This window comes from Xenorhabdus ishibashii, assembly GCF_002632755.1.
Lineage (GTDB): Bacteria > Pseudomonadota > Gammaproteobacteria > Enterobacterales > Enterobacteriaceae > Xenorhabdus > Xenorhabdus ishibashii.
Genome location: NZ_NJAK01000002.1, coordinates 160,861 through 174,693 on the forward strand (window position 1 = coordinate 160,861; position 13,833 = coordinate 174,693).

Annotated in this window: 13 protein-coding genes; 9 read left to right on the top strand and 4 right to left on the bottom strand. The window is 42.2% G+C overall.

The genetic code is table 11. From position 1 onward, the window contains the following. Positions 1 to 51: 51 nt before the first annotated feature. Entirely contained in the window at positions 52 to 900 is an 849-nt protein-coding gene (locus Xish_RS16370) for a MurR/RpiR family transcriptional regulator (RefSeq protein ID WP_099118894.1), read from the bottom strand. Positions 901 to 1,164: 264 nt separating this feature from the next. Between Xish_RS16370 and Xish_RS16375 the strand changes: the two genes are divergently transcribed. From Xish_RS16375 to mdtI, 4 genes are all read left to right on the top strand, one after another. Further along, positions 1,165 to 2,064, top strand: a complete 900-nt coding sequence (locus Xish_RS16375; RefSeq protein ID WP_099116351.1) for an IS982 family transposase — start codon at positions 1,165 to 1,167, stop codon at positions 2,062 to 2,064. A gap of 197 nt (positions 2,065 to 2,261) precedes the next feature. Continuing rightward, entirely contained in the window at positions 2,262 to 3,737 is a 1,476-nt protein-coding gene (gene zwf / locus Xish_RS16380) for a glucose-6-phosphate dehydrogenase (protein ID WP_099118895.1), read from the top strand. 816 nt (positions 3,738 to 4,553) lie between these two features. Continuing rightward, entirely contained in the window at positions 4,554 to 4,979 is a 426-nt protein-coding gene (gene mdtJ, locus Xish_RS16385; protein ID WP_099118896.1) for a multidrug/spermidine efflux SMR transporter subunit MdtJ, read from the top strand. A gap of 1 nt (position 4,980) precedes the next feature. Continuing rightward, complete coding sequence (gene mdtI, locus Xish_RS16390; protein ID WP_099118897.1) at positions 4,981 to 5,313, top strand: multidrug/spermidine efflux SMR transporter subunit MdtI; 333 nt, start codon at positions 4,981 to 4,983, stop codon at positions 5,311 to 5,313. A gap of 107 nt (positions 5,314 to 5,420) precedes the next feature. Here the strand turns inward: mdtI and Xish_RS16395 are convergent, their stop codons facing one another. Further along, entirely contained in the window at positions 5,421 to 5,765 is a 345-nt protein-coding gene (locus tag Xish_RS16395) for a RidA family protein (protein WP_099118898.1), read from the bottom strand. Positions 5,766 to 5,867: 102 nt separating this feature from the next. Between Xish_RS16395 and yoaA the strand changes: the two genes are divergently transcribed. The 5 genes from yoaA (at position 5,868) to rnd (ending at position 12,557) form a co-directional block, all read left to right on the top strand. Continuing rightward, entirely contained in the window at positions 5,868 to 7,784 is a 1,917-nt protein-coding gene (gene yoaA, locus Xish_RS16400; protein WP_099118899.1) for a DNA repair helicase YoaA, read from the top strand. 80 nt (positions 7,785 to 7,864) lie between these two features. Further along, positions 7,865 to 8,560, top strand: coding sequence for a tRNA (adenosine(37)-N6)-threonylcarbamoyltransferase complex dimerization subunit type 1 TsaB (gene tsaB, locus Xish_RS16405; protein WP_099118900.1), 696 nt, complete (start codon positions 7,865 to 7,867; stop codon positions 8,558 to 8,560). Between the two features lie 132 nt (positions 8,561 to 8,692). Further along, the gene (locus Xish_RS16410) at positions 8,693 to 9,277 is read left to right on the top strand and encodes a Slp family lipoprotein (RefSeq protein WP_099118901.1); all 585 of its coding nucleotides are present in this window, start codon (positions 8,693 to 8,695) and stop codon (positions 9,275 to 9,277) included. 369 nt (positions 9,278 to 9,646) lie between these two features. Then, positions 9,647 to 11,338 (top strand): long-chain-fatty-acid--CoA ligase FadD, encoded by a 1,692-nt coding sequence (fadD, locus tag Xish_RS16415; protein WP_099118902.1) that lies wholly within the window; start codon positions 9,647 to 9,649, stop codon positions 11,336 to 11,338. A gap of 91 nt (positions 11,339 to 11,429) precedes the next feature. Next, entirely contained in the window at positions 11,430 to 12,557 is a 1,128-nt protein-coding gene (gene rnd / locus Xish_RS16420; RefSeq protein WP_099118903.1) for a ribonuclease D, read from the top strand. A 167-nt stretch (positions 12,558 to 12,724) separates the two neighbouring features. On the opposite strand, the gene minE is transcribed toward rnd, so the two are convergent. Together minE and minD are read right to left on the bottom strand one after the other, a co-directional pair. Further along, the gene (gene minE / locus Xish_RS16425) at positions 12,725 to 12,994 is read right to left on the bottom strand and encodes a cell division topological specificity factor MinE (protein WP_099118904.1); all 270 of its coding nucleotides are present in this window, start codon (positions 12,992 to 12,994) and stop codon (positions 12,725 to 12,727) included. Positions 12,995 to 12,997: 3 nt separating this feature from the next. Beyond that, positions 12,998 to 13,810, bottom strand: coding sequence for a septum site-determining protein MinD (gene minD / locus Xish_RS16430; protein ID WP_099118905.1), 813 nt, complete (start codon positions 13,808 to 13,810; stop codon positions 12,998 to 13,000). Positions 13,811 to 13,833 lie beyond the last annotated feature (23 nt).

Here is a 13,833-nt window from a genome sequence, read left to right on the forward strand (position 1 = left end):
CAGTCTGGAGAGTTGATAAATAGTGAACAAAAACACAGTCTATTTTCTGATTTATTCATGCTTATCAAACCGTGAATTGCGCAACGCTTCTTTGACCTTTTTCAAATTATCCCTAAATTTTGAGCCTCGGCGCAGTGTGAAACCAGTGGCCAATACATCAATGATGGTTAATTGGGCAATTCTTGAAACCATCGGCATATAAATATCGGTATCTTCGGGTACATCCAACAGAATGGGGAGGGTAGCTTCGTGTGCTAAAGGAGAGCTTGTTGAGGTGATGGCGATCACCGTTGCATCGTTCTCGCGAGCCAGTTTAGCAATTTCAACAAGGCTTTTCGTTCTTCCTGTATGGGAAATTAATACGACAACATCTCCTTCAGTACTGTTTATGCAGCTCATTCGTTGCATCACAATATCGTCAAAATAGGTCACTGGAATATTGAAGCGAAAAAATTTGTTCATGGCATCATGAGCCACAGCGGCTGATGCCCCTAAACCGAAAAAAGAGAGCTTTCTGGCTTGTGTCAGAAGATCGACAGCTCGGTTAATTGCTGTAATATCTAGGTTACTTTTGACCGTTTCTAGATTTGCCATTACCGATTCAAAGATTTTATTTGTATAAGAAGTGACGCTGTCACTTTCTTCCACATTGCGGTTCACATAAGGTGTACCATTGGCAAGACTCTGTGCCAGTTGCAATTTAAAGTCGGGAAATCCTTTGGTGTTGAGGCGACGACAAAAACGATTAACTGTCGGTTCACTTACATTCGCCATTTTAGCCAGAGTGGCAATGCTTGAATGGATGGCAGTCTGTGGCGAAGCAAGGATGACCTGCGCAACCTTTTTCTCTGACTTACTCAAAACATCAAGACTATTTTGGAGCCGTTCCAGTGTATTCATAAAGCGAAGTTCAACCTCGGTTTTAACGATTTCATTAACAGGAGAAATCTATATCATTTTCATGAAAATATACTACTTGTTATTGAAGGCTGGCAGTGGTAATAACCGGATAAATTAGGGTTTTTCATGAAAATATGACAAGTGTCTAACTTTCAACTTGGTAAGATTAACGCGATGCTCGACTTTCGAGGTGAGTTGAAATGACATAGCCACTCCTTTATAACTTTAAGTCGCCAAACTGAGAGAAATAAAGGAACAAGGGCTATGTCACAGCAAGATTTTATCATTTGGGTGTTTTGTTGGGTAGACGATAATTTAACAGCGTTACAGCAAGGCACACGATTGAGGAGCCGGGGGATCCCACCTAAGTTGAGTGATGCGGAAGTCATCGCGATGGAAGTGATTGGTGAATTCTTAGGATTTTCAACAGATAAAGGCATTTGGACGTATTTTTGTACCCACTGGCGCGCATGGTTTCCGGGGTTAGGTTCACGCGCTAACTTTGCCAAACAAGCCTCTAATCTTTGGGTTGTCAAACAAAAACTGCAAGAAAAGCTGGCGAGATTATTGGGCGCGTTCGACAAGCCGGTACATATTATCGACGGATTTCCGCTGTCCGTCTGTGGATTCAAAAGAGCAAAAGGCAGTGCCAACTTTAAAGGACAAGCCGATTATGGGTACTGCGCCGCCAAAAACGAAACTTACTACGGCTTTAAAGGGCATCTTATGATAGATGAAACCGGCGTGGTAACGGGGTTTACGCTGACACCCGCCAATGTCAGTGAGCGTGAAGCAACCTGGGATGTAATCGGCCCGATAAAAGGCTATTTGCTGGGTGATAAAGGGTATTTAGGTACTGAATTTAAACAAGAAATGAAAAAAGAAGGCATTGAAATGATAACCCCGGTGCGTGCCAATATGGATGACCCTGTCCCCAGAGAGACGAGAAAGCGCATTAATGCCAGGCGACGTTTAATTGAAACCGTCATTGGCCAACTCGCCGGGCAATTTGCTATCGAAAAGTGCTGGGCACGGGACTTGTGGCACTTGAGTAATCGAATAGCCAGAAAACTGCTTTCTCACACGTTGGGTATTTTTGCCAATTTTAAACAAGGAAAAAATCAACGCGACTGGCTCCAACAAGCCAAGGTTATAGGGTGTTAAAGTCGAGCATCGCGTTAAGATTACTTCTTAACCGTTGTAAATTTTCATTTGATAATTTCTATTTGGTATAAATTCTGCTCATATTGTTAGTGAATACGATAATGAATAATCAGTGTTTACTGCATATAACCAAAAGAGTACATTACCCACAGATTCTGTAAAAAAATTACAATATCCCGTAATTGAGGAGATGCAACATGGCGGTGACGTCTACAGCTCAGGCTTGTAATTTGGTAATTTTTGGGGCGAAAGGAGACTTAGCACGACGGAAATTAATGCCTTCCCTTTACCAGTTAGAAAAAGCGGGTTATATCCATCCTGATACCCGAATTATCGGAGTCGGTCGAGCTGACTGGGATAAAGAAGCCTATACCAAAGTTGTTGAAGAAGCATTGGTTACATTTATGTCCGAAAAATTAGATTCAGAATTGTGGAAGAAACTCAGTTCACGCCTGGAATTTTGTAATTTGGACGTAAATGAAACAGGACATTTTACCGAATTGGCAAAAGTCCTGAATAAAGATGGTTTACCCGCTATTCACTATTTTGCTATGCCACCAAGTACATTTGGGGCAGTATGCCATGGATTAGGTGCTGCGGGACTGAATACGGAACCCAACCGTGTTGTGATGGAAAAACCACTGGGAACAGATCTTGCCTCTTCCAGGGCAATTAATGATGAAGTTGCAAAGTATTTCAATGAAAGGCAAATATACCGAATTGATCATTACTTGGGAAAAGAAACAGTATTGAATTTGTTAGCGCTGCGTTTTGCCAACTCACTTTTTGTCAATAATTGGGATCATCGCACGATCGATCATGTGCAAATCACTGTTGCTGAGGAAGTAGGTATTGAAGGGCGATGGGGATACTTCGATCAGGCAGGGCAGATGCGTGACATGATCCAGAATCATCTTTTGCAAATTCTGACTATGATTGCCATGTCACCACCGGCTGATCTGACCGCAGATCGCATCCGCGATGAAAAAGTAAAAGTGTTGCGTTCACTGCGTCGGATTGATCAGACTAACATCAGGGAAAAAACCGTTCGCGGGCAATATACTACAGGTTTTGTGCATGGTAAGAAAGTTCCTGGTTATCTGGAAGAAGAGGGAGCGAATAAAGCCAGTAAAACGGAAACTTTTGTATCGATTCGTGTCGATATTGATGACTGGCGCTGGTCTGGTGTGCCTTTCTATCTGAGAACCGGAAAGCGATTGCCAGCTAAGTGTTCTGAAGTTGTCGTCTATTTCAAAGAGCCTTCTTTGAATCTGTTTGCTGAATCCTACCAGCAATTGCCGCAAAACAAATTGACAATCCGCTTGCAGCCAGATGAAGGTATTGATATTGAAGTGCTGAATAAAGCGCCAGGACTGGAACATAAACACCGTTTGCAAACGACCAAACTGGATCTGAGTTTCTCTGAAACATTTAATCAGACGCATCTTGCTGATGCTTATGAAAGGTTATTATTGGAGGCGATGCGCGGCATTCAGGCATTGTTTGTCCGTCGTGATGAAGTGGAAGAAGCCTGGAAATGGGTGGATTCCGTTATGGATGCATGGGCGGCGGATAATGAACCACCGAAACCTTATCAAGCGGGTACTTGGGGACCGGTGGCTTCTATCGCTATGATCACCCGCGATGGCCGTTCATGGAATGAGTTTGAATAATCTGCGTGTTATTTAGCTCATATTAAGCGAATTATTGATAAAACATCAGCCGAAGCTAATATTCGGCTGATGTTCAGCTAATTGACAAATTTAACAATCTGGTACGTAAAGTCGAAAACAGAATAAATTTAAAGGAACTATAATATAATGTTATCCCGTTAAAGTGTCACCTGCGGGAATTAAACCTACCTGCCGATATAACCGGTGTTTTTCAACGATTCCACCTTCCTTGAGCAGCAGAAATATCCATACATTATTTATATACACTACGAAAACATTTCGCGTTCGCGCCACAGTCTTTATCTGCCTCCTTCATGCAGTAATATTTACACCAGCTAAATAACTTTTCATAATTATGAAAAGTTATTTAGTGGAGTTTAATTAACCAAATATAAATCATTGTCTTTTATTAAATCATTGCTTTTTATTGTGAGCTATGATAGAAATACGCCATTCACTTACTAATATGAGGGTTCGTAGTATATCATGCGATAGTTATACGGTTGTCGTGTGATGAAAGAATAAAACATCATGAATAGCGCCAAAAGCGTCAACATTCAACATAGTAATAAAATCCAACGTTGTACTCATGTTTTTTTCCTCTCAACTATCTTATCTAGTGAGCACTATTGGTGCGGCGCCCTTTAGGGTCTTCTCCTGTTAACCGGTTCTTCACCGGCAATTTTCATTCGCCAAAATATTTCGCTAAAAATTCAGTTTGATTCTGATATTGCGTCATTGCAGTTGTAGCCGACTTTGTTGGCATTTATAGCTTGATATCTTGGCATGCTTATCAGTATGTTCAGGAGAGAAAAAATGATTTATTGGGTGTTTCTTATATTGGCAATTATGACAGAAGTGATTGGTACTCTGTCAATGAAACAGGCCAGCGTTTCGGGCGATTTTACAGGCATGATCGTGATGTACACCATGATCACCGCTTCTTATATTTTACTGGCAGTTGCTGTGAAAAAAGTGGCATTGGGCGTGGCTTATGCACTGTGGGAAGGTATTGGGATCTTGTTTATTACCACTTTTAGTGTGGTGTGGTTCAACGAATCACTGTCATTGATGAAAATTAGTGGATTAGCATTGTTGATAGCCGGAATTGCTTTGATCAAAATGGGAGAGAAAAAGAACCAAGGCCAAGCTTCAAACAATACAACAAAAAACCATGCAGTTAAAAATAATCCATCAAGAGCATTAAATAATGTTTCGAATAAACAAATCAGGGAGGCATGATATGCTAACTCAATTTGAATGGTGGCATGGGGCGTTTCTGGTTCTGGCTGTTGTTTTGGAAATTGCGGCAAATATTTTATTAAAACTATCTAATGGCTTTCAGCGCCTTTGGATCGGTATTTTATCTCTGGTTGCTGTTTTAGGCGCATTTAGTGCGTTGGCGCAGGCAGTGAAAGGAATAGAACTTTCCGTTGCTTATGCCTTATGGGGTGCATTCGGTATTATTGCTACAGTGGCGGCTGGCTGGATAATGTTTAATCAACGACTGAATTTTAAGGGATGGAGTGGTATTTTGCTGCTATTAATTGGCATGGTTATTATTAAAATGGCTTAATTTTTTACTCTCCATTCCTTAAATTTCATTTGGTAAATTCATCTCTAAACATGGTATTGAATGAGCAATAGCTTCATTCAATACCATGTTTGTTTGACAAGTGCAGATTATAAAGCGGCGATAATTTTGATTTCTACTTTATACTTAGGATCCATCAATGCCGCTTGAACAGTACAACGGACTGGAGCACTTCCAGCAACAACCCATGCATCCCAGGCAGTGTTCATACCTGCAAAATCGGCCTTGTCCGCCAGAAAAATTGTAGCGTCCAAGATCTTGCTCTTATCTGAACCAAGACGGTGTAGCAGGGTATCAATGGCTGCCAGAGTATTGGCGGTTTGCTCTGTAATATCACCATCCAGTTGTTCTGGTACGCTGGTATAATAGATAGTGCCATTGTGAACGACCGCTTCTGACCAACGGGTATCTGGATCAATGCGTTTAATAGTCATTAAATCTCCTGTTAATTTATCCAGTTTTTTGCTGAATTGGGTAGTTATTACAACTTAGTATTGGCATAATTCTGCCACATTTTTTATTAAAAGAGACTGTTTGTGTCAGACGATTTTGCAAAAAATGGCATATTAGCCAAAGCCATACAGGGTTTCAAACCACGCGATGCCCAGCGGGAAATGTCCTCGGCTATTACAGTTGCGATTAAAAAACAGCAACAATTGGTCGTGGAAGCAGGAACGGGAACGGGTAAAACATTTGCTTATCTGGTACCTGCTTTGCGTTCCGGCAAAAAAGTGATTATTTCTACTGGTTCTAAGGCATTGCAAGATCAGCTCTACAATCGAGATCTACCCACTATTGTTGAGGCGTTAGGTTTTACAGGTAATCTTGCGCTATTAAAAGGGCGCTCAAATTATTTATGCCTTGAACGTCTTGAGCAGCAGTCAATCGGCAATTCCCAGATGGAAGCTGAAATCCTGACGGAAGTCATTAAATTGAAGCATTGGTCAGACCATACAAAAGAGGGGGATATCAGCACTTGTCATCAAGTGGCGGAAGATAGCGCTGTTTGGCCATTGATCACGAGTACTAATGACAATTGTCTTGGCAGTGATTGCCCACGTTATCAGGAATGTTTCGTTCTGAAAGCCCGTCGAAAAGCTATGGAAGCCGATGTGGTGATTGTTAACCATCACCTATTTATGGCCGATATGGTAGTTAAGGATACCGGATTTGGTGAATTAATCCCGCAAGCTGATGTAGTGATTTTCGATGAGGCTCACCAGATCCCTGATATTGCCAGCCAATATTTTGGTCAGCAATTAAGTAGCCGTCAATTGATGGATTTATCGCGGGATATCATCATGGCTTACCGTACTGAAGTGCGGGATCAGGCACAATTGCAAAAAAGTGCAGATCGTCTCAGTCAAAGTGCACAAGATTTTCGTTTGTCATTAGGTGAAAACAGCTATCGAGGTAATCTTCGTGAAGCCTTGCAACAGCCGCAAGTTCAGCGTTCACTAGTGCGGTTGGATGATGCCCTTGAGCTTTGTTATGACGTGATGAAACTCTCTTTGGGGCGTTCAGCCATGTTAGATGCGGCTTTTGAACGGGCAACGGTTTACCGCAATCGCCTTAAGCGTCTGATTGATGTCAGCATCCCCAATTACAGCTATTGGTTCGAAAGTTATGGGCGGCATTTTTTGCTGGCACTAACACCGTTATCTGTCGCCGACAAATTCAGTGAGATGATCTGTGAACAATCGGGTAGCTGGATTTTTACATCGGCAACATTGTCGGTCAATGAACAGTTAAATCATTTCACTGAACGTTTAGGGTTGAAACAAGCCCAAACATTACTCCTGCCAAGTCCATTTGATTATCAACGTCAAATGTTATTATGTGTTCCGCGTCATTTACCATCACCTAACCAAAATGGCGGTGCAAAATGGCTGGCTCGTATGTTGAAGCCTTTGATTGAAAGCAATAAAGGGCGTTGTTTTTTTCTCTGTACTTCTCACCAAATGATGCGCAGTTTGGCAGAAGAGTTTCGTGCCAGTATGACATTACCGGTCTTGGTGCAGGGTGAAACAAGTAAGACACAATTGCTGGCACAATTTATCTCTGCGGGTAATGCATTGCTGGTGGCAACCGGTAGCTTTTGGGAAGGAGTGGATGTTCGAGGTGATGCATTATCCTGTGTTATTATTGATAAATTGCCATTTACTGCACCGGATGATCCCTTGCTTAAGGCACGCATCGAGGATTGCCAACTTAAAGGTGGGGATGCTTTTCTCGAAGTCCAGCTTCCCGATGCCGTGATTGATTTGAAGCAAGGTGTAGGTCGCCTGATCCGTGATATCGACGACTATGGCGTTGTGGTTATCTGTGATAATCGATTAGTATTGCGTCCATACGGTGAGGTTTTTCTAAATAGCTTGCCGCCCGCTTCCCGTACCCGTGATTTATCAAAAGCAATTGCGTTTCTGAACTCACGCCCACCGCGCTCTGGGTAATAAAATGTCGGGGCGATGATGTTGGGGCTATGGTAGTATAGCTCTTTGTTTTGAACCCTATATCTTGCCGGAGTTAAGGCATGTCCACGCGAATTTTAGCTATTGATACTGCAACTGAAGCCTGTTCTGTTGCGCTTTGGAATGAAGGTGCTATTGAGGCACAATTTGAAATTTCCCCACGAGAGCATACCCAACGTATTTTACCAATGATTCAAGCGGTTTTATCAAAGGATGGTGTGAGTCTGCAACAATTAGATGCGTTAGCGTTTGGTCGTGGACCAGGCAGTTTTACCGGTGTACGGATTGGTATTGGCATCGCCCAAGGGTTGGCATTGGGTGCTGAATTGCCGATGATAGGAGTTTCTTCCCTGAAAACAATGGCGCAAGGGGCTTTTCGTCTAAAAGGAGCAACAAACGTTTTGGTTGCTATTGATGCGCGGATGGGGGAAGTTTATTGGGGACAATATACCCGTAATTCACAAGGTGAATGGCTGGGCGATGAAACGGAAGCGGTTTTGAAACCTGAACAAGTGCAAGAGATTATGAGCTCCTTGTCAGGCGAATGGGTAATTGCTGGAACAGGATGGGAAGCTTATCCTCAATTATTAGACAGCCAGTTAGCTCTGACAGCAAGTGACATTACTTTACCCCATGCGGAAGACATGCTGCCTCTGGCAATCCAGATGTGGGAAGCAGGGGAAGCGATAGCAGTTGAATATGCTGAACCCGTTTACTTACGCAATGAAGTGACATGGAAAAAATTGCCGGGTCGTTAAGGCGCTTCTGTCTGGTGTAATAAAATTCATGTAACTTGTGGTAAAAAGCGATGTCCATGAGTATAAAGGACTAGAGTATGGCTAACCAGATTGATGGTTAGCCTAATAAGATTTTTCTGCGTTGGAGGCGTTATGCTTAACGGAACACACTATCGAAGCATACTGCAAGCGATGACACTATTGGGATCCCTGATACTTGCGGGCTGTGTGTCAGTTCCTGATGTTATTAAAGGAACAACTAAAGCACCGGTGGAAAATCTGCTTTCTGTCAAAAATATGCCAGAGTTATATATTGGTCATGAAGGTAGATTTGGTGGCAAAGTACTTAGTGTCTTGAATGAAAAAAACCAGACTCGATTAGAAATATCCGCCATGCCACTGGCAAGCAATGCAGCCCCACGTTTGGATGCACCATCTTTGGGACGCGTTTATGCTTACGTGAATACTTTTTTAGAACCCAGTGACTTTAAAGATCATTATGTGACTGTTGTCGGTTTGATTACTGGTCTTAAAAAAGGGAAGGTAGGCAATAGCCCATATAATTATATTGTGATGAACGCTACGGGAGTGAAACGTTGGTATGAATCTCACAGAATGTTTTTTTCTCCTGCTGTAGGAATTGATCCGTGGAGCTATTATGGCAATCCTTATGATCCATTTTGGCGCGGTTATTCGCCATTTCAATCTGTATCAGTTGAAACAATTTTAACTGAATAAACTTCCCGCCGTTTTGTAATATTAATTTATAATAAATATTATTTAACTTAAATGAGTTTATTATAACTATTTGGAATAACGATAAGACATTAAGCCAAAAATTAGTAAACCAGTGTATAATTAGCGAATTATAAATCCAAGTGCTAATAATTTAACTAATTATTTGATAAATAATAAAAAATACATAGGCGGCAAAAGCTGCCTTATTTTTTGGCAGTAATTGATAGGATTAAATTAGTGATGTGTATCGCCAACCTGAACATTGTTGCTTTGCAAACTGGTACGCTGAGTTAATAATTTGTTAAATGTACAAGTCGGTTTTTTTATGGTCAGTGGTTACATCGCAATTAGATTTCAGGAGTATTCAACTTGGAAAAAGTTTGGCTAAAACATTATCCGGCAGATGTTCCGGCAGAAATCGATCCCGACCGTTATTCGTCGCTGATTGAAATGTTTGAAAATGCTGTAGTGCGTTATGCCGATCAGGTCGCATTTATCAATATGGGCGAGGTAATGACTTTCCGTAAATTGGAAGAGCGTAGCCGTGCCTTTGCTGCCTACTTACAGAATGGCCTGGGGCTGAAACAAGGGGATCGTGTGGCATTGATGATGCCCAATTTACTGCAATACCCCGTGGCACTATTTGGTATTCTGCGTGCAGGTATGGTGGTTGTAAATGTGAATCCGCTCTACACCCCGCGTGAATTGGAACACCAGCTTAATGACAGTGGCACATCTGCCATTGTTATCGTTTCTAACTTTGCACATACCCTAGAAAAGATTGTCTTTAATACGCAAATCAAGAACGTTATTTTAACACGCATGGGTGACCAACTTTCACGACCGAAAGGGACTCTTGTTGATTTCGTCGTTAAATACGTTAAGCGGCTCGTGCCTAAATATCACTTACCGGATGCCATTTCGTTTCGTAGTGCGATCCATAAAGGCTACCGTATGCAGTATGTCAAACCGGATGTGAAAAACGAGGATTTGGCTTTTCTGCAATATACGGGAGGCACTACAGGGGTTGCGAAGGGGGCAATGCTGACTCATCGTAATATGTTGGCAAACCTCGAACAGGCCAGAGCTTGTTATTCCCCGTTATTGAAACCTGGGCAAGAATTAGTGGTAACTGCATTGCCGTTGTACCATATCTTTGCTTTGACGATAAATTGCCTGTTCTTTATTGAATTGGGCGGACAAAATTTGTTGATTACCAACCCTCGCGATGTAAACGGCACGGTCAAGGAACTATCGCGTTATCGTTTCACGGCACTATCGGGGGTTAACACGTTATTCAATGCCTGGTTGAATAATTCTGAATTCCAGAAGATTAATTTCTCCTCATTACGTTTATCTGTTGGTGGCGGCATGGCCGTACAACGAGTGGTAGCTGAAAAGTGGCAAAACCTGACAGGTCGTCATCTACTGGAAGGTTATGGATTGACGGAATGTTCTCCTTTGGTTTCAGCTAATCCACACAATTTAACTTCTTATAGTGGCAGTATTGGGTTTCCTGTTGCGTCAACAGACATCAAGTTGGTCGGGGATGATGGTAATGAAGTTTCACCGGGCGAAGTAGGTGAAATGTGGGTGCGTGGACCACAGGTAATGAAAGGTTACTGGAATCGCCTTGATGCGACGGATGAGGTGTTGAAAGATGGCTGGTTGGCAACTGGCGATATTGCCAGCGTAGATGAAAAAGGTTTTTTCCGCATTGTGGATCGGAAAAAAGACATGATTCTGGTTTCCGGGTTTAATGTCTATCCAAATGAAATCGAAGATATCGTTTCTTCCCACCCTAAAGTGTTAGAGTCCGCAGTAGTGGGTGTTCCGAGTGAAAACTCAGGAGAAATTGTCAAAGTATTTGTGGTACGCAAAGATCCCAGTTTGACTGAGGATGAACTTAAAATGCATTGCCGTCGTTACCTGACAGGGTATAAAGTGCCGAAGATCGTTGAATTCCGTGATGAGTTACCAAAATCTAATGTAGGTAAAATTCTTCGTAGAGAACTTCGCAATGAAGAATTGGCAAAAGCGGATAATGCTGCTACACATTGATCATGGTTATTGCTATACCCCATTGCACAATAACGCCGGTCTTTACCGGCGTTATTGTGCACGTCGTATGAATAGATAAGAGAATGATGTTTTGAATTATCAGTTGATTACCACCGATGCCCAATTGCAGTCAATTTGTGAGCAGGTAAAAAAACAAGCAAAAATTGCACTAGATACTGAATTTGTACGTATACGGACGTATTATCCCCAATTAGGTTTGATACAACTGTTTGATGGTGAACAGCTTTCTCTGATTGATCCCCTCGAAATTTCGCAATGGCAGCCCTTTAGGGAGTTATTGACTGATCCTAACGTATTAAAATTTATCCACGCAGGTAGTGAAGATTTAGAGGTTTTTAGTAATAGTTTCCAGTGTTTGCCTGAACCCATGATTGATACTCAGGTACTGGCTGCATTTATTGGTCATCCTATGTCTTGTGGATTTGCGGCATTGGTTGCTGAATATCTGCATATCGAATTGGATAAGAGTGAATCCCGCACTGATTGGCTGGCGAGGCCACTGAGCGAAAAGCAGTGTCAATATGCTGCGGCAGATGTTTATTATTTATTACCCCTCGCCGATATCTTGATGGAAAAAGCAGAACAGGCGGGATATCTGGATGCGGCAAAAGATGAAAGTAATCTGATCGCCCAACGCCGTAAAGAAGTGTTAATGCCGGAATATGCCTATAAGAGTATTGGTAACGCATGGCAATTGCGTCCAAGGCAATTGGCCTGTTTGAAAAAACTGGCTGCATGGCGTTTAAATCAAGCTCGTGAGCGTGATTTGGCAGTCAATTTTGTGATTCGAGAAGAAAATTTATGGCAGGTGGCCCGTTATATGCCAACTTCTTTGGCAGAATTGGACGCTTTGGGATTGAGTGGGCAAGAAATTCGTTGCCATGGTCGTCGATTGTTGGCGATGGTTGCGGAGAGTAGAAATATTCCAGAAGAAGAATGTCCAACTCAAATTGTGAATTTGGTTGATTATCCTGGTTATCGTAAGGCGTTTAAAGAAATTAAATCTTTGGTCACTCAGGTGGGGGAATCCCATCATTTCAGTGCCGAATTACTGGCTTCCCGCCGTCAAATTAATCAATTACTTTGTTGGCATTGGAAATTGAAATTATCGGAGTATCAACCTGAGTTAATCAGAGGTTGGCGAGGCAAGTTGCTGGCTGAACCTATTGCTGAAATATTGGCAAATTATTCGGAGTAGTAACGTTAATTTAATAAAAACCATCGTCTTTATTTAAGAGATGTCAATTTCATTCCCTGCCTGATATATAGGCAGGGAGAATTGCCTTTATTTCCTACCTATTATTTAAAGAGGAAATGTTTTTGCAAAAATCATCGCTTTAAATTAAATAGCGTCGTTTGATACTGCTATTTTGACGATTCCTCAGCCTCAGGTAATGTTACATTAAGTTCCAATACAGAGATGTCATCATTTTTTTGCTCAAATTGTACAGAAAGCATGTCTGGATCGATTTGTACATACTTACAAATTACAGCCAGAATATCCCGTTTCATATCGGGCAAATAGGCAGGCTCAGAGTCACCACGGCGCCGCTCGGCCACGATGATTTGTAGCCGTTCCTTGGCAATATTGGCTGTCGGTTTTTTTCTCGACAGAAAGAAATCTAACAAAGCCATGCGTTACCCCCCAAACAGGCGTTTTAAAAAGCTCTTTTTTTCTTCTTCGATGAAACGGAAAGGCCGTTCTTCACCAAGTAAACGTAAAACAGTATCTTCGTATGCTTTACCCGCGTCAGAGTCTTTGTCCAAAATGACGGGCTCTCCTTGGTTGGATGAACGGAGAACAGACTGGTCTTCTGGGATGACACCGAGCAAAGGAATGCACAGAATTTCCAGTACATCTTCCATACTCAGCATGTCGCCGCGGTTCACACGCCCTGGATTATAGCGAGTTAGCAGAAGGTGCTCTTTGATAGGTTCGTCACCTTGTTCTGCACGGCGTGATTTGGATGCCAAAATACCTAAAATACGATCAGAGTCACGGACAGAAGAAACTTCCGGGTTTGTTGTAATAATTGCTTCATCGGCAAAGTAGAGCGCCATCAATGCACCACTTTCAATGCCAGCAGGTGAATCACAGACAATGAAGTCAAATCCCTGTTGATCCAATTCGTTCAAAATCTTCTCAACACCATCTCTGGTGAGAGCTTCCTTATCACGGGTTTGGGAAGCGGGCAGAATATATAGATTATCTGTGCGCTTATCTTTGATAAGCGCTTGATTCAAGCTGGCGTCACCTTGAATGACGTTCACGAAGTCAAAAACCACGCGGCGTTCACAGCCCATAATTAGGTCGAGGTTCCGTAAACCGATATCAAAATCGATAACGGCGGTTTTTTTTCCTCTTTGGGCGAGACCGGTAGCAATGGCCGCGCTTGAAGTGGTTTTGCCAACGCCACCTTTACCAGATGTAACAACAATAATGCGTGCCATGAAGCGATTCCTTGTTATAAGGG